This window comes from Mariniluteicoccus flavus, assembly GCF_054776655.1.
The window spans coordinates 452,287-473,752 of the sequence record NZ_BAAHBN010000001.1; the positions used below are offsets into that span (position 1 = coordinate 452,287).

Sequence of the window (21,466 nt, forward strand, 5' to 3'; positions counted from 1 at the left end):
GGCAGCCCAGGGCCGCTCACGCTCAGCGTGTCGCGCACACCTGCGCCCATTTCACATCCCAGGACCGAAAAGTGCACACCTGCGCACTTTTCACCGACCGCCTACCCCTCGAGGACCAGCCCCGGCTCCCCCGTCGCCTCGAGCCGCGCGCGTACGCCCAGCGGCACGCTCGTCGCGCCCAGGCAGTGGCCGAAGCCCAGCTCCCACACCATCGGCACACCCAGCGGTGCCAGCAGCTCGACGCACAGCTCGCGGACCTCCTCGTCGACGCAGCCGAGCCACGAGCCGAGCGCGATGCCGCGTACGCCGTCGAACCAGCCGGCGCGCAGCAGCGAGGTGAGGAACCCGTCCACCTTGTACGCGTCCTCGTTCACGTCCTCCAGCAGCGCGATCGTGTCGGTGTTGTCGACCGGACGGCGCGTCCGCGCCCCCAGCGTCATCTGCAGCAGCGACAGGTTGCCGCCGATCGTCGTCCCGGACGCCGTCCCGGGAACGAGCACCTCCGCGTCCTCCGCCGTGATCCGCCGCCCCTGCCACGGTTCCACCATCACCTGGCGCAGGCCCTCCATCGCCACGTGGTCGTGGAGGTGGGACCCGACGCCCGGCATCGGCGTGAACCACGACGGCGCCCCGAGCACCTCCCGCAACCACTCCTGCAGCCCCGTCGTGTCACTCGACCCGAAGAACGGCTTGGGCCGCGCCGCGCGCATGCGGTCGGCATCCAGCAGGTCGAGCATGCGTACGCTGCCGTAGCCACCACGGATCGCGACGACACCGTCGACCTCGGGGTCACACCAGGCGTCCTCGAAGTCCTTGGCCCGCAGGGAATCCGGCCCGGTGAGATAGTCGGCCCGCGGGTGTTCGGCGCGCGAACTGGCGTACGCGACCGCGTCGAAACCCCACGAGGACAGGAGTTCCAGCGCGCGCCGATGCAGCTGGCGGGTGGGCGGGCCCGACGTGCCGACGACCGCGACGCGGGCGCCGGGAGACAACGGCCCCAGCGGAGACGCGCTCACGCCCTGTGCCCCCAGCCCTCGGGAACGACCTTCAGCAAGGTCTTCGTGTAGTCGTGCTGCGGATCCAGCAGCACCTGCTCCACCGGCCCGTCCTCGACGATGCGCCCGTTCTGCATCACGATCACGCGGTCGGCGATGTTCCACGCCAACCCGAGGTCGTGCGTGATCACCAGCGCGCCGAGCCCCAGGTTGCGCCGCAGGTCGAGCAGCAGCGCGAGGATCTCGCCGCGCACCGAGGCGTCCAGCGACGCCACCGGCTCGTCGGCCACCAGATATTCCGGCTCCAGCGCCAGCGCGCCCGCGATCACGACGCGCTGCCGCTGGCCGCCGGACAACTCCTGCGGGATGACGCCGAAGTAGCGCTCGGGCGGGGTGAGCTCGGCCTGCTCGAGCGCCTTCGCCACGCGCGCCGTCTCGTCGCCGCCGAGGCGGTGGATCTGCAGCCCCTCCGCCACGGCCTCATAGACCGTGTGCTTCGGGTTCAGCGACGCGCTCGGGTCCTGCAGCACGAACTGCACCTTGCGGCGATAGTCCTTCAGCCCCGATTTCGAACGCGGCATGGGTTTCCCGTCGAACAGCACCTCGCCCGACGTCGGCTGCTGCAACCCGAGGATCGTCCGCGCCAGTGTCGTCTTGCCCGACCCGGACTGGCCCACCAGCGCCACGATCTCGCCCTGGCGGCACGTCATCGACACGTCCTGGACGGCGCGTACGCGCTGGCCGCGCGCGTGGAACTCGACCGACAGGTTGCGGACCTCGAGGCGCTCGGCCCCGGGCGTACGCTCCCCCTCGACCGGCACCGTCGGGTCGTACGCCTCCGCGAGCGCCCGACGGCCCACCCGCAGACGCGAGGCCGGGTCGCCGATGGTCGGGAACGCGGCGGCGAGCTCGCGGGTGTGCTCGTGCTGGGGGTCGGCCATGAGCTGCTTGCTCGGGCCCTCCTCCACGATGCGGCCGTGGCGCATGACCACGATGCGCTCGCAGACCTGCGCCAGCACCGACAGGTCGTGGGAGATCATCACCAGCGACAGGTTCCGGTCGCGCACGAGGTCGGCGAGCACGTCCAGCACCTGCGCCTGGACGACCACGTCGAGGGCCGTCGTCGGCTCGTCGGCGATGATGATGTCGGGGTCGCACGCGAGCGCCATCGCGATCATCACGCGCTGCTTCTGGCCACCGGAAAGCTCGTGGGGATAGGAATCCCCCTTGGCCTTCGGCAGGTCGACCAGCGCCAGCAGCTCGTTGACGCGGGCGTCCCGCTTCGCGTCCGACGACCAGTCGTCGCGGGCGTGCAGCTCGAGCGCCTCGGCGATCTGGACGCGGACCCGGCGTACGGGGTTGAGCGAGTGCATGGCCCCCTGGAACACGATGGACGCGGCGGTCCACCGCACGGCGCGGACGCGGGCCCACTTCATGGCCATGATGTCCTCGCCGCCGATGAGGATGTCGCCGGTGACCTTCGCGCTCTTCGGCAGCAGGCGCAGGGCCGACACCGCGAGCGTCGACTTCCCGCAGCCCGATTCTCCCGCGAGGCCGACCGTCTCGCCCGGGGCGACCCGCAGGCTCACCCCGTCGACCGCGACGAGCTCGTCGCGGCCCTCGTCCCGCGTGGTGCGGTAGGCGATACGGACGTCGCGCCACTCGATGGCGGCACCGCCGTCGTCGCCGGAGTTCCCTTCGGTGACGGGGTTCGCGGGCTTCGCCGACTCCGCGGCGGTCGCTTCGGTGGACATCAGCGGCCCCTCAATGTCGGGTTGACCACGGCCTCGAGGGCGCGGCCGACGAGTGTGAAGCAGAGCACGACCACGACGATCGCGATGCCGGGCGGCAGCACGAACCACCAATAGCCGGCGGTGGCCGACCCCGTGTCGAGCGCGCTCTTCAGCATCGAACCCCACGAGATGACACCGGGGTCGCCCAGACCGAGGAACGACAGGGTCGACTCCGAGATGACCGCCGAACCCACGGCGAGCGTGGTGTTCGCGAGCACGATCGGCAGGACCGCCGGCAGCACGTGGCGCCCGAGGATGTGGACGTCGCCGGCGCCGAGCGCGCGGGCACGCTCGATGTAGGGACGCGCCTCGATCGTCAGGGTCTGGGAGCGCACGATGCGCGCCGTCGAGGCCCACCCCGTGACGCCGATCGCGATGATGATGGTCCAGACGCCGCGCGTGAGCACGGTCGACAGGACGATGGCCAGCACGAGGCTCGGGATGACGAGGAAGAAGTCGATCACGCGCAGGATGACGGCCTGGGTGAACCCGGTGAAGTGGCCCGCCATCATGCCGACGATCGTGCCGATCACCATCGACACCAGCGTGGCGGAAAAGCCCACGAGCAAGGAGATCCGCGCACCCCAGAGCAGCAGCCCCACGACGTCGCGGCCCGCCGGGTCGGTGCCGAGCCAGTGCGCGCCGCTCGGGGGCTCGTTCTGCATCGCGGTCACCTTGGTGACGTCGAGCGTCCCGATGGGCACCAGCACCGGCGCGAGCAGGGCCAGCGCCACGACGACCACGAGCCCCAGCAGGCCGATCAGGCCGCCGCGGTTGCTCGCGAACTCGGCCCAGTTCTCCTTCGCCTTCTCGCGCCGCTTGGCGGCCACCGATGCGACAGCCATCAGGCGGCCTTGAGGCGCGGGTCGAGCACGCGATAGATGAGGTCGGCCACGAAGTTCATGATCACGACGATGGACGAGAAGACCACGAATGTCCCTTGCAGCAGAGGAAGATCGGGCCCGCTCAGGCCCTGGAAGGTGAGATAGCCGAGGCCCGGCCACGAGAACACGGTCTCGACCGTGACGGCCCCGCCGATCAGGTGGCCGAGGGTGAGGAAGATCAGCGTCACGGTCGGCAGCAGCGCGTTCGGGACCGCGTGGCGGGTGCGTACGCCGTCCTCGTTCAGGCCCTTGGCGCGGGCGGTGGTGAGGTAGTCGGCCGACATCTCCTCGAGCACCGACGCCCGCATCACCATGAGGTATTGGGCATAGACGACGGCCACCATCGTCAGCACCGGCATCACGAGGTGTTTCGCGACGTCGAGGACGTACGCGAACCCCGTCGCGTTCAGCCCGGGCGTGACCATGCCGCCGGTCGGCAGCAGGTGCAGCGTGCCGCCGAACAGCATCAGCACGAGCAGGCCGAGCCAGAACGTCGGCACCGACCAGAAGATCAGCGCCAGACCGGTCTGCACCTTGTCGAACAGGCTTCCCCGCGACCACGCGGCCTTCTGCCCGAGCCACAGGCCGAGGACGATCGACAGCGCGGCGGCGGTGCCGGTGAGCAGCAGCGTCGACCCGACCCGTTCGCCGATCAGCTGGGCGACGGGCTGGTTGTAGGTGTACGACGTGCCGAGGTCGCCGGTGAACAGGTTCTGCAGATAGCGACCGAACTGCACGATCAGCGGCTGGTCGAGCCCGTACTGCTGGCGCAGGGCGTCGACCTCCTCCGGGGTCACTCGACGCCCGCGCGTCATCGAGATCGCGGGATCGCCCGGCAGGATGCGGAAGGCGAAGAACCCCATGAAGACCACCATGACCAGGCTGATCAGGGCCCCGCTCGCCTTGGACAGGAGGTAGCGGCCCAAGGACGAGCCCCGGGGGGACTCGTCCTCGGGCTGCAACACCTCCGCGGTCTCGACGGGTGCGCTCACATCACTCCCGGTCTTCGTTCTTCTTCTTCTTCTTGGTGGCGGCGTAGGCGCCGCCGCCGATCGCGACAGCCAGGGCGGCGGCGATGGCGACCCAGGCGCCGGTCGGCAGTCCGCCGGAATCCTTGCCCTCGGTGGCGTTCTGGCCGGCCGCCTTCACCGGCGTCGCCGAATAGAGACCCCAGTAGGAGTTCTGGCCGGTGATCACGCCACCGTCCTCCGGCTGTTTCTGGAACGACGCGAACCGGTCGCTGCGGTACGCCTCCAGCGTGTCGGCGTAGTACAGGACGTTCAGCACGTTCGCCCTGTAGAGCACGGAGTAGGCCTGCTTCACCAGCGCCTGGCGCTTGGCCGGGTCGAGCTCGGAGTGCTGCTGCTTGTAGAGCTCGTCGAACTCGGGCGAGCACCAGTTGTTCTCGCTGGTGTTGCCCGAGCCGTCAGCCTTCGGGCGCGAGGAGCACTGGTTGATCGACAGCTGGAAGTCGGGGTCGGGCCCGATGCCCCAGCCCGTGAAATAGAGGTCGTACTTGCCGAGCGTCGAGTCGTTGTTGACCTGCGTCGACGACACCATCATGGTGTCGACCTCGATGCCGATGTCCTTCATCCACGGCTTCACGAAGTCGGCGAGCTGCTGGTGGGTGGCGTCGGAGTTGCGGCCCATGAGGCGCAGCTTCAGCGGCTTGCCCTGCTTGTCGTTGCGGATGCCGTTGGCACCCTTCGCGTAGCCCGCATCGTCGAGGATCTTGTTGGCGGCGGCCGGGTCGAACTTCCGCTCCGGGGTGCCCGGCGCGAGGCCGAAATAGTCCGGATAGACCGACGGCACCTGCGTCCGGCCGGGCTGGCCGAGGCCGCCGAGCACACGGGTCAGGAGCACGTTGTTGTCGACGGCGGTGAAGATCGCCTCGCGCAGCTTCGGGTCCTGGAGCGCCGGATTCCCATCACCCATGGGCTTTCCGGTGTCGTCGATCGTGCCCGGGTTGATGGCGAGCGCCTGGTAGCGGCGGCCCTTGCCGTTCGCCGTCGCGATGTTCGGCTGGCCCTTCAGCGAGTTGAACTGGGCCGTCGTGAGGCCCGACACCAGGTCGAGCTCACCCGCGCGCAGGCCCTGCACGGCCGCGTCGGTGTTCTTGTAGTAGACCCACGTCAGGCCGGAGACCTTCGGCGCGCCGCGGTGGAACTTGGCGTTCGGCTTCAGCTCGACCGACTGGCCCTTCGCGTACTTGCTGATCACGAAGGGACCCGAGCCGACGACCGGCTTGCCGTCGGAGCCGTCGGCCGGATATTTGCTGGCGTCGACCTTCTCCCACACGTGCTTGGGGACGATCGGCAGCTCGGTGCCGGGGTTGGACGCCTGCGGATTCTTCATGACGACCACGAAGGTGTTCTTGTCCTTCGCGGTGGCCGACTCGACGTTCTCGACCAGCGAGCCGTTGGCCGTCGCCAGGTCCTTGTTCGTCAGGACCTGGTTCACGGTCCAGGCGGGGTCCTCGGCGGTGATGGGCGTCCCGTCGGACCACGTGCGCCCGTCCGGCAGTGTGAACGTCCACGTCTTGCCGTCCGGCGTCACCTCCCACTTCTCGGCCAGGCCGCCGACGAGCTCATTCTTCTTGGGTCCGTATTCGACCAGCGACTCGTAGACCATGCGGTTCACGTTGATCGACGACGCGAGGATCGTCTTGAACGGGTTGAACGTGTCGATGTCGGCCACGATCGCCAGCTTCAGGTTGGGTGCCTCCTCCGCATGGGCGACCGGAGCCGCCGCCAGGGTCGGGGCGGCCACCAGGCCAGCCGTCAGTCCGATCGCCGCCAGGCGCGGGGCGATGGCGCCGCGCGGGGTCCACTTGGTCATGTCAGCCTCTTCTCACGTGCCCCGGGGAATGGGGTGGTCTCGCCAGACAACCGCCCCCGCCGCCGTGAGTCAATCAGTTCCGCCGTGTCGTATCACGATGGAAACATTCCGCCCTCCCGCGGATCCCCTCTGGCAGAGTGGCCCCGGTGAGCACCGAGGTCATCGAGATCCTGCGTACCCTGATTCGTTTCGACACCACCAACCACGGGCGCGGGAACGCGCGCGGCGAGCGGGAGTGCGCCGAGTGGATCGCCGCCCGGCTGCGCGAGGTGGGCCACGAGCCCGTGATCGTCGCCCGCGACGACGCGCCCGAACGGGCCAACGTGGTGGTCCGCGTACCGGGTCGCGACCGGTCACTCCCCGGACTGGTCGTGCAGGGCCACCTGGACGTCGTGCCCGCCGAGCCGGAGCAGTGGTCGATGGATCCGTTCGCCGCCGAGGTACGCGACGGCTACGTCTATGGCCGCGGCGCCTCGGACATGAAGGACGCGTGCGCGATGACGCTCACGACCCTGCTCGAGTGGGGGCGCGAGGGCGTCGTGCCGCAGCGCGACATCGTGGCCGCGTTCCTCGCCGACGAGGAGGACCAGGGCGCCTGGGGTGCGGAGTGGCTCGTGGCCGAGCGCCCCGACCTGTTCGCCGGCTGCGGGGCGTCGATCGGTGAGTCGGGCGCGTACTTCACCCCGGTGGACCACGCCGACGGGTCGACCGTGCGGCTCTATCCGATCGCCTGCGCCGAGCGCGGCACCATGCACCTGCGGCTGACGGCGCGCGGCGTGTCGGGTCACGGCTCGCGACCGACCGGCGAGGACGCGGTGCGGCGGCTGATCGAGGCGGTCCACCGCATCGCGACGTACGCGTGGCCGCTGGCCCTGTCACCCGTCGTGCGGGCCCAGCTGGAGCAGACCGCCGCGGCGATCGGGCTGGAGGCCGACCTGTCGAGCGAGGAGTCGATCCTCGCGCTGATCGACCGGATCGGCGCGTCGGCCGAGGTCGCGCGCTACACGATCCGCGGGTCGTCGACGCCGACGATGCTCGAGGCCGGCTACAAGGTGAACGTGGTGCCGGGGGTGGCGTACGCGGAGGTGGACGTGCGGTGCCCTCCGGGCTTCCACGACGCGATGGAGACGACGCTCGCCGAGCTGGTGGGACCCGACGTGGAGTGGGCGTACACGGCGCACCAGCCGCCGGTGGAATCACCGGTGGACTCGGAGTGGTTCGCGGCGATGGCGGCGTCGGTGCGGGCGTACGACCCGGAGGCGGTCGTGGTGCCGTACTGCATGGGCGGCGGGACCGACTCGAAGGCGTTCGCGAAGCTGGGCCTGCAGACGTACGGCTTCACCCCGCTCGGCCCCGACCCCGAGAATCGGCGGTCGGAGGGGCAGCACTCGACCGACGAGCGGACGCCGGTCGCGGCGGTGGTGATCGGGCAGAGGATGCTGCGGGCGTTCCTGGAGACGGTGTAGGGGTGTGATCCGGGGGGTGGTGGTGGGGTGGTGTGGTGGTGTGATGTGAAAAGTGCACACGTGCGCACTTTTCGCGGGCCGGGGGGCTCGTCGCTCCGCGTGTTGCGCACACGTGCGCACTTTTCGCGGGCCGCAGCCCCTCAGGCCACCACCGACCCGATCAGGTCCCCCACCGCCCTCATGTCGGCGAGCACCGCGTCACGCGGGTCGACGTCGTCGGCCCAGTTCGCGCCCACCGCGTATGCGATGGTGCGGCGGGGGCCGCGAACGAGCCCGATGTCGACGCGTGCGGTGGAGATCGTTCCGGTCTTGTTGATCAGGTGGATGCCGCGGTCGGGCTCGTCGTGCGCCAGCGGATCGAGGCCGTACGCAGCCGCCACCATCGACAGGTCGGCGTCGGCGCCGAGCCAGCGCAGCACGCGCTCAGAGACCGCGGGTGACACCGCGTCGCCGCGGTCGAGCCGCGCCATCACGTCGGACAGTTCGCCGGCGCAGCCGACCGAGAGGGTGGGCGGCATGCCGGGCAGGCGCTCGGAGCGGATGCGGTCGAGCAGCGCCGACTCGCGGCAGCCGAGTTCGCGGGCGCGATCCCGCGGGGCATCGAGGCCGAGGTGGCGCACCAGGACGTTCGTCGCGAGGTTGTCGCTGAACGCCCCGATCAGCAGGCAGAGGTCGGCGAAGGGGAGGTGGCGGGAGGCCATCAGGTACCAGAGGCCGGAGTCGGCGACGAGTTCGTCGTCGGTCCAGGTCAGGGGCTCGGCGGGGTCCTGCGTACCGGCCTCGAGGCGCGACGCCGCCTCGACCAGCAGGAAGACCTTGCCGATGGAGGCCGTCTTGAGGACCCGGTCGGGGTCGCGGGCGGCGAGCACCTCCCCCGTGGCCGCGTCGCGGAGGGCGATGGACCAGTCGGCGTGATCGGTCAGCGGGGGGAGCTCGAGCATGGGGCCAGCGTAGGGACGGAGTGAAAAGTGCGCACGTGCGCTCAACAGGCCGAGCGAATGCCTTCCCGGCCCGCGAAAAGTGCACACGTGTGCTCAACACGCCGAGCGAATCGGGTCCCGGCCCGCGAAAAGTGCACACGTGTGCTCAACACGCCGAGCGACAGCCTTCCCGGCCCGCGAAAAGTGCACACGTGCGCTCAACACGCCGAGCGACGGGGTTCCCGGCCCGCGAAAAGTGCACACGTGCGCTCAACACGCCGAGCGAATCCGCCCCGCGGCGACGATCTGAGCACACCTGTGCACATTCCACCCCCCGCTCAACATCCTGAGCACACCTGTGCACTTTCCACGCCCCACGCCCCACACCCCCACGACCACGCCCCACGACCATCCGGTCAGAAACCATTTGCATGGCGCAAGCAATCCTCATATGCTTGCACCATGCAAACATCCACCCCTCGCGACGCGTCTGCCCCGGGCGAGCTCGAGGACCGCCTCATCGACGCCTTCTGGACCATCGGGCGGGCCATGAAGAACACCCTCGGCGGCGACCTCGACCGCGGCGGCCAGTGGCTCCTCCACATCATCGACACCCACGGCGAGATGCGCCTCACCCAGCTCGCCGCCGCGTGCGACCTCGACGTCTCGACCGTCTCCCGCCACGTCCGCCAGCTCGAGGATCGCGGCCTGGTGGCGCGTACGCCCGACCCCGACGACGGCCGCGCCTCCCGCGTCGCCGTCACCCCGGCCGGGCACGACGCCCTCGTCCGCACCCGCACCAAGCGCCGCGCGCTCGTCGCCGACCGCCTCGCCGACTGGTCTCCCGCCGACCTCGAGACCCTCACCACGCTCATGTCCCGCCTCGCCGCCCAGATCGAGGCCAGCCACACCACGACCAGGAAGACCCCGTGACCTCGCGCACTCCCGCCACCGTTCCCGACGCCAGCGCCCCCGAGGCCGACGTCCCCTTCAAGCTCAGCCCCGCCCACCGCCGCGTGTTCATCGGCCTCATGCTCGGCATGCTGGTCGCCTCGATCAGCCAGACCATCGTCGGCCCCGCGCTCCCCCGCATCGTCGCCGAACTCGGCGGCATGGACCACTATTCGTGGCTCGCGACGGCCGCCATGCTGGTCTCCGCCGTGTCCGTGCCGATCGTCGGCAAGCTCTCCGACCTCTATGGCCGCCGCTCCTTCTATCTGGGCGGCCTGGTCGTCTTCATGCTCGGCTCGATCATCTCGGGCTTCGCCGGCTCGTTCTGGATGCTGGTCTTCGGCCGCGCCGTCCAGGGCCTCGGCATGGGCACGCTGATGCCGCTGTCGCAGACCATCATCGGCGACATCATCCCGCCGCGCGCCCGCGGCAAATACCAGGGGATCATGGGCTCGGTCTTCGGGTTCACCTCGATCGCCGGACCGCTGGCCGGCGGCTTCATCACCGACCACTTCGGCTGGCGCTGGCTGTTCTTCGTCTCGCTGCCGGTCGGCATCGTCGCCCTGTTCGTGATCGGCCGCTTCCTCCACCTCGACCACGAGCGCCGCGAGGCCAAGATCGACATCGCCGGCATCATCACGATGGCCATCGCCCTGGTCTGCATCCTGCTCGCCACCTCCTTCGGCGGCACCACGTACGCGTGGTCGTCCTGGCAGATCCTCACGCTCTACGGCGTGGGCGCGGTCTTCGCGATCGCCTTCGTCGCCATCGAGTCGAAGGCCGTCGAGCCCGTCATCCCGCTGCGCCTGTTCCGCAGCTCGGTGTTCACCCTCGCCAACCTCGCGAGCTTCTTCATCGCCATCATGATGTTCGGCGCGATCATCTACATCCCGGTGTATGCCCAGGGCGTCCTCGGCGTCAGCGCCACGAACTCCGGCCTGATCCTGATGCCGCTGATGCTCGGCCTCATCGTCGTCGGCATGGTCGGCGGCCTGCTCATCACCCGCACCGGCCGCTACAAGGAGCTCACCGTGGCCGGCGTCGTGCTCGTGGGCGTCGGCTACTGGCTGCTGACCCGCATGCACTTCGGCTCGAGCAACCTCGACCTCACCATCGCCATGGGCGTCCTCGGTGTCGGCCTCGGCGCCTGCATGCAGCAGTACACGCTGATGATCCAGAACAACGCGCGCCGCACCGACCTCGGCGTGGCCACGGCCACCAACCAGTTCTTCCGCAACGTCGGCTCCACCGTCGGCATCGCGATCTACGGCACCATCATGACCTCCACCATGCCGGGCGCCATCGCGAAGCACCTGCCCCCGGGCATGGCCGCCCAGATGGGCGGCGGCAAGCTGAACGCCGGCGCCGTGCTCGACCCCTCGGTGCTCGCCAAGCTCCCGAAGCCGGTGGCCGACGCCGTACGCATGGGCCTGGCCGACGCGCTGCACAACGTGTTCCTCATCGGCCTGCCCCTGGCCGGCCTCGCCGTCGTCGCCACGCTGTTCATCAAGGCGATCCCGCTGCGCAACACCATCCACTCCGGCGAGGACGCCGGCCGCGAGCTGATGGACACCATGGGCCAGTCGTCGCACGACTCGACCGAGCTCGTCCCCCAGCTCGGCATGGCCGCCGGCCACACGCGTACGCGGGAACGCATCCTCGGGCTCCAGCTCGCGCTGATCGCCGACGAGGCCGCGGCGGGCGGCCGACCGCTCCTCACCGAGGCGGTCGCCGAGCTGGGCGGGGGCGACCTCGACCGCGGGCTCGGCCTGCTCACGCGGACGTCGCGCATGCTCACGTCAGAGGACGCGGCCGAGGCGGCGGCGTGCGAGGAGTACGCGGCCGAGGTGGCCGCGGCGGGCTCGCGCCCCGGCGGCGTCCTCAGCGACGATCTCCGCAAGCGCATCGCCGTGCTGGCGGCCCACCGCGACCGCGACCTGGTGCTCGCCGAGATGGAGCCGCCGATCCTCAAGGGGTTCGAGGCCGTCGACGTCGACAAGCTGCACGCCGTCGGGGCCGACCTGACGGCCGCGTACATGGTCGACACGAGCACCGAGCTGGCGGCGGGCAAGCGGGCGATCTGAGCGCCCGATCTCGGATAGCCTGCTCGTCGTGATGTCCCGGGTGAAGCAGTTCGTGCGCAAACGCACCACGCTTCCCCGGGACGTCGTCGTCCTCGGCCTCATCGCGTTCTGCGTCGCGGTCGGGTTCGGCGTGCTCATCCCGGTGCTCCCGGTCTTCGCGAAGTCCTTCCACGTCGACAACTTCGCGGTCGGGCTCGTCATCGCGGTGTTCTCGCTGATGCGGCTGGTGACCAGCCCGTTCTGCGGCCGGATCGCCGACGCCCTCGGCCTCAAGGTGGCCCTCGCCACCGGCGTCTTCATCGTCGCCGCCAGTTCGTCGGCCGCCGCGTTCTCCCAGTCGTTCTGGCAGCTGTTGCTCGTCCGCGGCATCGGCGGCATCGGCTCGGCGATGTTCACCGTCTCGGCCATGACCCTGCTCGTCGCGAGCGTCGAACCGCGCATGCGCGGCCGCGCGTCCGGCTTCTTCCAGGGCGGCTTCCTGCTCGGCGGCATGCTCGGCCCCGCCCTCGGCGGCCTCGTCTCGCAGGTCTCGGTGACCGCGCCCTTCCACTTCTATGCGATCACGCTCGCGGCCGCGGGCATCGTCGGGCTCGCCCTGCTGCGTACGCCGGGCCGCGTCCCGAAGGACCAGCGCGTACGCCAGCCCGAGATGTCGTTCCGCGAGGCGGCCGCCGACGTGCGCTATCGCGCGGCCTGCCTGACCTCGATCGGCCAGGGCTGGAACGCGTTCGGCGTGCGCAACTCCCTCACGCCCACCCTCGTCGTCGAGGTGCTCCACCGCGACCCCAAGTGGACCGGCATCGCCTTCGCCGTCGCCGCCGTCGCCCAGACCGTCGCCCTCGGGCCGGCCGGGCGGTTCGTGGACACCGTCGGCCGACGGCCCGCCATGGTGGCCTCGGGCCTGCTCGGCGGGCTGGCGATGCTCGGCGTACCGTTCGCGCCGAACATCTGGGTGCTCATGGTGCTGCTGTCCGCGTTCGGCGTCGCCGCCGCGGCGATGGGCACGGCGCCGACCGCGGCCGTCGGCGACGTGACGCGCGGCCGCGGCGGCACCCCGATCGCGATGTTCTCGATGTTCACCGACCTCGGCGCCATCGTGGGCCCGGTGGCCGCGGGGTTCCTCGCCGACCGGGCGTCGATGCCGGTGGCGTACGCGGTGGGCGCGGCGATCCTGCTGGCGTCCGCGGCGTACAGCCTGCGGATGCCGGGCGGGCTGCCGGACGAGGAGGAGAAGCACGAGCCGGACGCGGAACCAGAGAAGGAGCTCCGATGACCCGCCCCCTGCACGAGATCATGGCGCCCGACTGGGCCGACGCGCTCGCCCCGGTGGCCGACGACATCGCCCGCATGGGCGAGTTCCTGCGCGCCGAGAACGCCGCCGGCCGCGGCTATCTGCCGTCGGGCGAGAACGTGCTGCGGGCGTTCCGGCTGCCGCTGGCCGACGTCCGCGTACTGCTGGTCGGCCAGGACCCCTATCCGACGCCGGGCCACGCGGTGGGGCTGTCGTTCTCGGTGGCCGCCGACGTACGCCCGCTCCCGAAGTCGCTGGTCAACATCTATCGCGAGCTCCACGACGACCTCGGCGTACCGCCGGCCGTCTCCGGCGACCTGACCCCGTGGTTCGAGCAGGGCGTGCTGCTGCTGAACCGGTGCCTGACGGTGCAACCCGGGAAGTCCGCGGCCCACCGCGGCAAGGGGTGGGAGGCGATCACCCAGCGTGCGATAGAGGCGCTAGTCGAACGCCGCGGCCCGCTCGTGGCGATCCTGTGGGGGCGCGACGCGCAGTCGCTGATCCCGATGCTGGGTGGCATGCCGCACGTGAAGTCGGTCCACCCGTCGCCCCTGTCCGCCCACAACGGGTTCTTCGGGTCCAAGCCGTTCAGCCGGGTCAACGCATTGCTGGAGGGGCAGGGCGCCGACCCGATCGACTGGCGCATCGAGCGCTGAGGGTCGCCCTGCGAGCACGCGCGGGGAGCGCTGGAAGCCGCGCGTACGCTGGGTCGCATGCTCTTCGGACACCGCAACCCGACCATGGTCTCCCCCGCCGACGCGCTCCCCGGGCGCGAGCGGCCCGTGCTGGCGATGCCGCAGTTCCACGCGGTGCTCGGCTCGCGCCTCGACGAAGTCCCCGCGGGCTGCGAGGTCGCCTACTTGGCGGCAGGCTGCTACTGGGGCGTCGAGAAGCTGTTCTGGAACCTGCCGGGTGTGAAGGTCACCGCCGCCGGCAACCTCGGCGGCTTCACGCCGAACCCGACCTACGAGGAGGTCTGCTCGGGCCGGACCGGCCACGCCGAGACGGTGCGGGTGGTGTTCGACCCGGCGAAGATCACGTACGCGGACCTGCTCAAGGTCTTCTACGAGAACCACGACCCGACGCAATACATGCGCCAGGGCAACGACCGCGGTTCGCAGTATCGCTCGGCGATCTTCACCACGACCCCCGAGCAGGAGCAGGCCGCGCGTGAGGCGACCGCGGCGTTCCAGAAGGCGTTCACCGACCGGGGCTTCGAGACGATCCAGACCGAGATCGCGCCGGCCGGCGAGTGGTACTACGCGGAGGACTACCACCAGCAATACCTCGAGAAGAACCCGAACGGCTATTGCCCGATCCACGCGACGGGGGTCACCTGCAACCCGGGGTCATGAGGCCTGGGCGCTCGACGCCCTGACCCAACGGGAACCCTGGTGTTCAGGGCGCACCCTGGCGTTCAGCGCGAACCTGAACTGTCGAGCACGAACCCCGGGGTGCACCGCGAACCCTGCATGCGGGGTTCGTCCTGAACGGTGGGGTTCGTGGTGGAAGGGGTACGCGAGCGCGAACCCCGAGGTTCAGCCCGCGCCTCGAAGTTCAGTCCTCCACCCGCCCGCGGCCGCCCTTGATCTGCGATCGGCGACGCTTGGCCGCCAGCCGGCGCTCCTTCGAGCCCCGCGTGGGCCGGGTGGCCCTGCGTACGGGGGGCGGCGGGGCCAGCGCCTCGCGCAGCAGACCGGCCAGACGCTCGCGCGCGAGCTGGCGGTTGCGGTGTTGCGACCGCTCCTCGGTCGCGTCGACGGTGAGCACGGTGTCGACGAGGCGCGGCGCCAGCCGGTCGAGAGCGCGGGCCCGCTGGGCGTCCGTGAGGCCCGGACAGGTGGCGAGGTCGAGCCCGAGCTGGACCCGGGAGTCCGTGGTGTTGACGCCCTGACCACCCGGTCCGGATGCGCGGGCGAACCGCTCGAGCAGCTCGCCGGCGGGCACGACGAGCCCGCGGGGTACGCCGGGTCCCGGAAGGATCGTCAGGTCCATGGCTCCTCGACTCGCTGGCGCTCGCTCGGAGAACGTTCAGGGCCGGGCGCGGTCGTCAGGTCCATGGCTCCTCGACTCGCTGGCGCTCGCTCGGAGAACGTTCAGGGCCGGGCGCGGTCGTCAGGTCCTTGGGCCGCCCGGCTGCTGCCCCTGCCCCGGCTGGCCCTGCGGACCCGACGGCTCCCACGTGTTCTGCGGCGCCGGAGGACCACCGTACGGGGACGGATACGCCTGCGGCCCGTACCCCTGCGGCCCGTACCCCTGCGGCCCGTACCCCTGCGGCGGCATCGGAGCCCCGTACGCCGGCCCGTACGGACCCGTCAGCGGGATCCCGGCGGCCACCATCTCGTCGCGGTGGCGCTGGTCGCGGAACATCAACGTCACGAACACCTGCTGATAAGCGACGAACAGGGCCAGCAGCAGCATCTGGGGCAGCAGCGCCAGCATGATCCACGGCAACGTGCGGAGATAGATGGTCGCTGTGTCGAGCCCGGCCTGCGCCCCCTGGCTCGCGACCACGATGGGTCCGATGGCGAACAGCGACAGGAAGTACGAGACGAAAGAGTACGCGAACGACGCCACTCCCGAGATGACAATGGTCCACCCCAGCGTGCGCCAGAACTGGCCCCGCGTGATGGTCCATGAACGCCGGCTCGCGGCGAACCCGGTCAGGCCCTCCAGCGCCATGGCGGGGACGAGATACCCGAGCTTGACCCCCAACCAGATCAGGCCGACATACAGGACGAGATAGGACAGCAGGATCGGGAGGACGAACAGCGGGGACGGCTCGGGGGTGGGGCCGCTCGTCTGCGCGAACGGCGCGTTCGCCACGTACATCAGGCCGCCCAGGATGCTGTAGAGGACCAGGCCGACCAGGAAGCACACCGCCAGGAAGGCGACCAGCCGGACGACATGGCCCCGCGTACGCGCCCACGCCCCCGCGAAGGTGACACGCTGACCCCCGGCGCACCCGTCGACCACTACACACTGCATGGCCGCGGCCCGCGCCATGCACAGGGCGGACACGAATTGGGTGGCCACCAGCAGGGCGGTTCCCCCGCCCAGCGTCCCCCAGTCGGTGCCCTGGCCGTTGGTGAGCGAGATGAGGCCCAACACGAGCGGGATGGACCCGAGACCGAAGGCCAGCCACAGCGGGATCACCGCCAGTGCGCCCAGTCCGAACAGCAGCCCGAACCGGCGGCCAAGCACGGCGAAGGTCGCGCTGAACAGCCGTGAGAGGTCGAGCGGCCGCTGCTGGAGGGCTCGGATCGGTGTCATGTCCACCGCCCGATCGTAGGCCCCGTGCGGATCAGCCCCCGCTCAGGCCTCCCGGTCCACCAGCGCGTACGCCAGCGCGGAGGTCGCGGCGGTGACGGCGAGCACCGACGGCCACGCACCGATCTTCTTGGCCAGCGGGTGGGACAGCCCGAACCCCAACAGGTACGCCGCCCCGAGCGCCCCGGCCACCGCCGGTCCGCGCTTCGCCAGCCACGTGCGGCCCGCGTACGCGCCGCAGGCGCCGAGGACGACGCCGCCGAGCGGGCGTACGCCGGACTCGCGGGCGGTGAGATAGCCGCCCAGCAGGCCGAGGGCCACGACGGGGGCGGTGGACACGTCTTCGGGTGCTCGCAGGCTCATGGGATGAAGCGTACGCGGGCTACAGTGGCGCGGGTGAGGTGTCGACGTGGGGGCGGGGTGTCCGCCGTCGCGTCCGCGCTCGGGGCGGTCCTGCTGGCCGGATGCACCGTGCCCACCCAGAACCCCCTGCCGGACCTCCGTTTCCAGGCGAACACCCCGATCGGCGCGCTCGTCAAACACGTGAGTCCCGTGTGGACCGCCCCGGTGCAGGCCGGCGGGAAGACCGCCGCCACCACCGACACCCTGGTCGCGATCGACGTCACCGACGGCCGCCCTGCCGCGGTGGCATACGACCTCCCGACGGGGCGCGAGCTGTGGCGCCGGCCTGCGGGCGTGGGCGCCGCCGGCGTCGGCTCGACCCGGCTCGACGCCGTCCTCGCCAGCACCCCCGAGGGCCACGCGGTCACCGCGTTCTTCGCTCCCGCCGACGACCCGAAGGCGCCGGTGAAGGTCGTGCTCGCCGACCCGCGCACCGGAGACTCCCGCGAGGTCGAAGTGCCGAACGCCACGGGCCTCGGCACGTGCAAGGTCGTCGGAGGGCTCTGCGCCGAACAGGTCGGGCCGGGCGGCCGGCGGACGCCCATCCGGATCGACCCGGTCACCGGGAAGGCCGATCGACTCCAGCTCAAGCAGGGCCCGGTCGACCGCGTCGCCGACCTCGGCGGGGGTGTCTACGTCGCGCGGCGCGACACCACGACCTTCCTGGGCCGGGTGGGCGAGGACGCGTGGGAGCGTCCGCTGGCGGAGTTCTTCGGGGCCGATGTCGAGCTGCCGGCGACGCTGAGCTGGCTGTCGTTCGACCCGGCGGCGTCCGAGCTGTCCATCACGCTGCGCCGCGCCCCGCTCAAGGACACCGACCTGAAGATCCCCGCCGGCGAGCTGCAGTCGCGGGTGATCGAGACCCAGACCGGCCAGGTGGTCTGGGAGTCCGACGCGGCGTCCCTGTGGTGCCCGGGCGGCACCGGCGTCTCGTGCTCGGGCGAGCTGGCGTACGAGCGCAGGGACCGCACCAGCCGCACCTTCACCCCGGTCGCCGGCACCGTGACGTACGCGGGGCTCCCGTCAGGCGGGCGCGATGCGCAGTGGAGCAAGAAGCTGCGCGGCGCGGGTCCAGCGACCGGGCCGAAGGGAGCGCCGCTGCGGACACCGAGCGGCACCTGGCTGCTCCGGCAGGGTGACCAGGCCTGGATCGGCGATCTCGCGACGGGCGAGCTGACCGCGATGGACGACAGCCACTGGGCGGCGTGCGAGACGCGCCGCACGGTGGACGTCGGGCCCACGAAGGTGACGGCACTGTCCCATCGACCGTGCACCGCGACCCAGGTCTCCGACGCGCCCGCGCAGTTCAGCGTGGCAGGGGTGGTCGCGGTCGGGGTCACTCAGCCGGCGGGGAGCCTGGGCGAAGGAGTCCCGGGGTTCTATGCGGTGGCGATGCCGGACAAGGTGGCGGTGTTCCGCTAGGCCAGCGCCTGCGCCACCACGCCCCCGGACGCCTCGAGCGCCGCGCGGGCCTGCGCGACGTCGACGCCGCCCAGTCGTGTCACGATCGCGACCTTGAGGTCGCCGTCGGCGGCCTCGAGCGCGCGGGTGCAGGTCTCCTCGTCGTCGCCGGTGGCCTCCATGAGGATGCGGACCGTGCGGCGGCGCAGCTTGTCGTTCGACGCCACGACCGACACCATGAGGTTCGACCAGGTCTTCCCCAGCCGCACCATGAGCGCCGTCGAGAACGTGTTCAACATGATCTTCTGGGCGGTCCCGGCCTTGAGGCGCGTCGATCCCGCGAGCGCCTCGGGCCCGGTGTCGGCGACCAGGACGTGGTCGGCGTACGGCGCCAGCTCCGGTTCGCGCGCACACGCGATCAGCCCGGTGATCGCGCCGGCCTCGCGGGCCCGTTCGAGCGCGCCGCCGACGAACGGCGTGCGCCCGGAGGCGGCGATGCCGATCGCCACGTCGTCGGGGCCGACGTCGGCCGCCTCGTGACGGCCGGCGTCCCACTGGTCCTCGAGGTTCTCCACCGCGGCGATGAGGGCGGCGGGGCCGCCGGCGTGGTGGCCGATCACGACGCCGTCGGGCAGGTTGAACGTGGGCCGCAGCTCGGCCGCGTCGATCACGCCGAGGCGGCCCGAGGTGCCGGCGCCGAAATAGTGGACGCGCCCGCCCCGGCGTACGCGGGGGGCCGCGTCGTCGACGAGTGCCGCGATCTGGGGAAGGATGGCGCGCACGGCCGGCGCCGCCTTCGCGTCCTCGTCGTTCAGCGCGGTCACGATGCCGAGGGTGTCGCGGCGGTCGAGGTCGAGGGTCGCGGGGTTGCGTTCCTCGGTGCTGAGCTCCATCCAGGCCGAGGGACGTCCCCCGCGCGCATCGGTCACGTCGGTCGCCATGCCTGCCCTCCGATCTCCGTCGATCACTCGATCCGAACCACTGGTCGTCAATGACTTACATTCACGACTTAGACTGCGAAAACAGGCTACATGAAAGAACCGGGAATGGTGCTCGATCAGGCGTACGCGGCCCTTCGCGACGGCTGCCGCGACGGCGCGACCCCCGCGTGGCCGGGCGCGGTGCTCCTCGTCCGCCGGCCGGGACGGCCCGACGAGGCGGCGGTGGCGGGCGTACGCGACCTCGCCACCGGCGAGCCGATGACGCCCGACACGGTGTTCGACCTGGCGTCGGTGACGAAGGTCGTGACGGCCTTCGTCGCGCTGTCGGTGGCCGACGCCTCGGGGCGCGACCTCGACGAGCCGCTGGGTGCGGTGCTGCCGCCGTGGCGTGACGGCGTCCGCGGCACGGTCACGCCGCGCCACCTGCTGACGCACACCTCCGGGCTGCCGCCGACGCTGCGCGTGCACGACCTGCCGGCCACGCAGCGCCACCGGACCGTGCTGGCCGCCCCGCTCGAGGCCGAGCCCGGGACACGGTTCGCCTATTCGTGCGTGGGATTCCAGACCCTCGGGTTCTGGTGCGAGGCGGTCACCCGCACGCCGCTCCCCGACCTCGTCCGCGGTCTGGTGACCGAGCCCCTCGGGCTCGAGCACCTCGGCTTCAACCCCCGCCAGCGGGGCGAACGCCGCCCCATCGCGCCGACCGAACAGATGAGCGACCCGCCGCGAGGGATGGTCCGCGGCGAGGTCCACGACGAGGCGGCCTGGGCGCTGGGCGGCGCCGTCGGCAACGCGGGGCTTTTCGCGCCGGCGGACGAGCTCGCGGCGTTCGGCGAGCTGCTCCTGGCCGACGGACCGGTGCCGCGGGCGATGCGTACGCCGCAGCTGTCGCCCGAGCTCGAGGCCCAGGCGGGGTTCCAGCAGGGCCTCGGCGTACGCATCGGGCAGCGGACGCTGACCGGTCCCTCGCCGACCGCCTTCGGCCACGGCGGGTTCACCGGGACCGCGCTGGTGGTCTCCCCCGAGGACCAGGCTGTCGTGGTGCTGCTGAGCAACCGTGTGCACCCGTCGCGGGAGACCGGCGACATCGCGCCGCAGCGGCAGAAGGTGGTGGACGGGGCGCTGGGCTTCGACTCGGCCGCGGGCGGCCTCGCTCAGCCAACGTAAGAACTGGCCGGCGGCCTCGCTCAGCCAACGTAGGAACTGGCTCCCTCGCCGCACACCAGCACGTATTCCACGTTGCGCAGGTGGCTGACCTGGCCCACCTTCGTGCCGTCCGGGCCGTGGACCCCGAGCTGCGCGCCGACATAGCGGCGGGTGTCGAAGGCATGCAGCTCCACCGGGCCCCGCGCCTCGCACACCTCCAGCAACTGGTCCAGCGACAGGAATCCCTCGTTCGAGAACGAGACCACGATCGTGCGGGCCCGGACCGCGGCGAACGTCTCGGCGAAGGTCGCTGCGATCGTGCGGCGGCTGTTCCACGGGCTCTTGTTCTCGACGTCCCTCGCGTCGACGCGCTTGCACGCGATGCCGTAGTGGTCGGGCTCGTCGGCCCGCACGAGCGTCTCCCACACGTGGTAGTTCGTGAAATAGCGGTGCTGGTTGTAGGGAGGATCGAGGTAGGCGAGGTCGACCTCGGGCAGCGTCTGCGCCGCCGCCAGCGCGTCGAGCCGGTGGGCGCGTCCGGTGCCCGGCACGAGAATCGGCGTACGCAGCGCCAGCGGCGCGTTCGATCGCCGCGACCACCGCTTCAGGAACGCCATCTGCAGTCCGACGGTCGAGTCCACCCGGTCGGCGGCCTCGACGAGGCTGGTCAGCAGCACGGGGTGGAGCCAGGTGCCTGCGTACAGCCCCTCGATGCCCGCGCGGATCGCGTCGATCCGCACCCCGTTGTGCGGCTGGAAATAACGGGCGCGCTCGCAGAACACCTCGGTGACATAGCCCCGGCGGTCGGGCAGCGCCTCGAGCCGCGCGATCGCGTCGTCGATCTCGGCGGTGTCCACGGCGTCGGCGTCCAGTTCGACGTACGTGCGGGCGAACGCCTCGGCGTACGCGGCGCGGTCGTTGGCGTGGACGTACGCCCCGCGTCGGCAGAACTCCTGCGCCACGCGCGTGGTGCCGGTGAACAGGTCGAGGGCGGTCGTCGCGCCGGTGCGGTCGATCAGGTCCCCGAGCACGGGCACCAACGCCCGCTTCGACCCCAGGTATTTGATCATGCTCGCCAATCTAG

General features: G+C 71.2%; 19 protein-coding genes. 8 read left to right on the forward strand and 11 right to left on the reverse strand.

All coding sequences use genetic code 11. The annotated features are described in order from the left end of the window. Positions 1-101 precede the first annotated feature (101 nt). Genes ACYVAG_RS02310 through ACYVAG_RS02330 form a run of 5 tightly spaced genes read right to left on the reverse strand, consistent with a single transcriptional unit; the run spans position 102 to position 6,510 of the window. Positions 102-1,016 (reverse strand): S66 peptidase family protein, encoded by a 915-nt coding sequence (locus ACYVAG_RS02310; RefSeq protein ID WP_460765947.1) that lies wholly within the window; start codon positions 1,014-1,016, stop codon positions 102-104. After that, entirely contained in the window at positions 1,013-2,749 is a 1,737-nt protein-coding gene (locus tag ACYVAG_RS02315; protein ID WP_460765950.1) for a dipeptide ABC transporter ATP-binding protein, read from the reverse strand. Before ACYVAG_RS02315 ends, ACYVAG_RS02310 begins: the two co-directional genes overlap by 4 nt. Beyond that, positions 2,749-3,633, reverse strand: coding sequence for an ABC transporter permease (locus ACYVAG_RS02320; protein WP_460765952.1), 885 nt, complete (start codon positions 3,631-3,633; stop codon positions 2,749-2,751). The genes ACYVAG_RS02315 and ACYVAG_RS02320 overlap by 1 nt, the downstream gene beginning before the upstream one ends. Beyond that, positions 3,633-4,664 carry an ABC transporter permease gene (locus ACYVAG_RS02325; protein WP_460765955.1) on the reverse strand — a complete coding sequence of 344 codons (1,032 nt, stop codon included), beginning with the start codon at positions 4,662-4,664 and terminating at the stop codon, positions 3,633-3,635. Before ACYVAG_RS02325 ends, ACYVAG_RS02320 begins: the two co-directional genes overlap by 1 nt. A 1-nt stretch (position 4,665) precedes the next feature. Next, complete coding sequence (locus ACYVAG_RS02330) at positions 4,666-6,510, reverse strand: ABC transporter substrate-binding protein (protein WP_460765958.1); 1,845 nt, start codon at positions 6,508-6,510, stop codon at positions 4,666-4,668. Between the two features lie 146 nt (positions 6,511-6,656). Here ACYVAG_RS02330 and ACYVAG_RS02335 point away from each other — a divergent pair, with 146 nt between their 5' ends. Beyond that, the gene (locus tag ACYVAG_RS02335) at positions 6,657-7,976 is read left to right on the forward strand and encodes a M20/M25/M40 family metallo-hydrolase (protein WP_460765961.1); all 1,320 of its coding nucleotides are present in this window, start codon (positions 6,657-6,659) and stop codon (positions 7,974-7,976) included. Positions 7,977-8,116: 140 nt separating this feature from the next. Here the strand turns inward: ACYVAG_RS02335 and ACYVAG_RS02340 are convergent, their stop codons facing one another. Continuing rightward, on the reverse strand, positions 8,117-8,917 hold the full coding sequence (locus ACYVAG_RS02340; protein WP_460765964.1) for a serine hydrolase: 801 nt from the start codon (positions 8,915-8,917) through the stop codon (positions 8,117-8,119). A 441-nt stretch (positions 8,918-9,358) separates the two neighbouring features. Here ACYVAG_RS02340 and ACYVAG_RS02345 point away from each other — a divergent pair, with 441 nt between their 5' ends. From ACYVAG_RS02345 to msrA, 5 genes are read left to right on the forward strand one after another with little or no spacing between them, the layout of a single operon-like run. Beyond that, entirely contained in the window at positions 9,359-9,829 is a 471-nt protein-coding gene (locus ACYVAG_RS02345; RefSeq protein WP_460765967.1) for a MarR family winged helix-turn-helix transcriptional regulator, read from the forward strand. Beyond that, positions 9,826-11,931: an MDR family MFS transporter gene (locus ACYVAG_RS02350; RefSeq protein WP_460765970.1), complete on the forward strand. Its 2,106-nt coding sequence runs from the start codon at positions 9,826-9,828 to the stop codon at positions 11,929-11,931. The genes ACYVAG_RS02345 and ACYVAG_RS02350 overlap by 4 nt, the downstream gene beginning before the upstream one ends. 31 nt (positions 11,932-11,962) lie before the next feature. After that, a complete protein-coding gene (locus ACYVAG_RS02355) occupies positions 11,963-13,204 on the forward strand; it encodes an MFS transporter (RefSeq protein ID WP_460766808.1) in 1,242 nt (413 codons plus the stop codon). After that, a complete protein-coding gene (locus ACYVAG_RS02360) occupies positions 13,201-13,878 on the forward strand; it encodes a uracil-DNA glycosylase (RefSeq protein ID WP_460765972.1) in 678 nt (225 codons plus the stop codon). Before ACYVAG_RS02355 ends, ACYVAG_RS02360 begins: the two co-directional genes overlap by 4 nt. A gap of 57 nt (positions 13,879-13,935) precedes the next feature. Next, positions 13,936-14,577, forward strand: a complete 642-nt coding sequence (msrA, locus tag ACYVAG_RS02365; RefSeq protein ID WP_460765975.1) for a peptide-methionine (S)-S-oxide reductase MsrA — start codon at positions 13,936-13,938, stop codon at positions 14,575-14,577. Positions 14,578-14,779: 202 nt separating this feature from the next. Here msrA and arfB read toward each other — a convergent pair whose 3' ends face one another. The 3 genes from arfB to ACYVAG_RS02380 form a co-directional block, all read right to left on the reverse strand. Beyond that, positions 14,780-15,217: an alternative ribosome rescue aminoacyl-tRNA hydrolase ArfB gene (arfB, locus tag ACYVAG_RS02370; RefSeq protein WP_460765978.1), complete on the reverse strand. Its 438-nt coding sequence runs from the start codon at positions 15,215-15,217 to the stop codon at positions 14,780-14,782. A 120-nt stretch (positions 15,218-15,337) separates the two neighbouring features. After that, positions 15,338-16,495 (reverse strand): glycerophosphoryl diester phosphodiesterase membrane domain-containing protein, encoded by a 1,158-nt coding sequence (locus tag ACYVAG_RS02375; protein WP_460766810.1) that lies wholly within the window; start codon positions 16,493-16,495, stop codon positions 15,338-15,340. Positions 16,496-16,537: 42 nt separating this feature from the next. Beyond that, complete coding sequence (locus tag ACYVAG_RS02380) at positions 16,538-16,855, reverse strand: hypothetical protein (RefSeq protein WP_460765981.1); 318 nt, start codon at positions 16,853-16,855, stop codon at positions 16,538-16,540. Positions 16,856-16,888: 33 nt separating this feature from the next. Between ACYVAG_RS02380 and ACYVAG_RS02385 the strand changes: the two genes are divergently transcribed. Next, positions 16,889-18,316, forward strand: coding sequence for a hypothetical protein (locus ACYVAG_RS02385; RefSeq protein WP_460765983.1), 1,428 nt, complete (start codon positions 16,889-16,891; stop codon positions 18,314-18,316). Here ACYVAG_RS02385 and murQ read toward each other — a convergent pair. Beyond that, complete coding sequence (gene murQ, locus ACYVAG_RS02390; protein ID WP_460765986.1) at positions 18,313-19,236, reverse strand: N-acetylmuramic acid 6-phosphate etherase; 924 nt, start codon at positions 19,234-19,236, stop codon at positions 18,313-18,315. The two genes, ACYVAG_RS02385 and murQ, sit on opposite strands and share 4 nt — an antisense overlap. Positions 19,237-19,326: 90 nt before the next feature. Between murQ and ACYVAG_RS02395 the strand changes: the two genes are divergently transcribed. Then, a complete protein-coding gene (locus ACYVAG_RS02395) occupies positions 19,327-20,403 on the forward strand; it encodes a serine hydrolase domain-containing protein (RefSeq protein ID WP_460765989.1) in 1,077 nt (358 codons plus the stop codon). Positions 20,404-20,423: 20 nt separating this feature from the next. On the opposite strand, the gene ACYVAG_RS02400 is transcribed toward ACYVAG_RS02395, so the two are convergent. Beyond that, complete coding sequence (locus ACYVAG_RS02400) at positions 20,424-21,452, reverse strand: DNA adenine methylase (protein ID WP_460765992.1); 1,029 nt, start codon at positions 21,450-21,452, stop codon at positions 20,424-20,426. Positions 21,453-21,466: the final 14 nt, after the last annotated feature.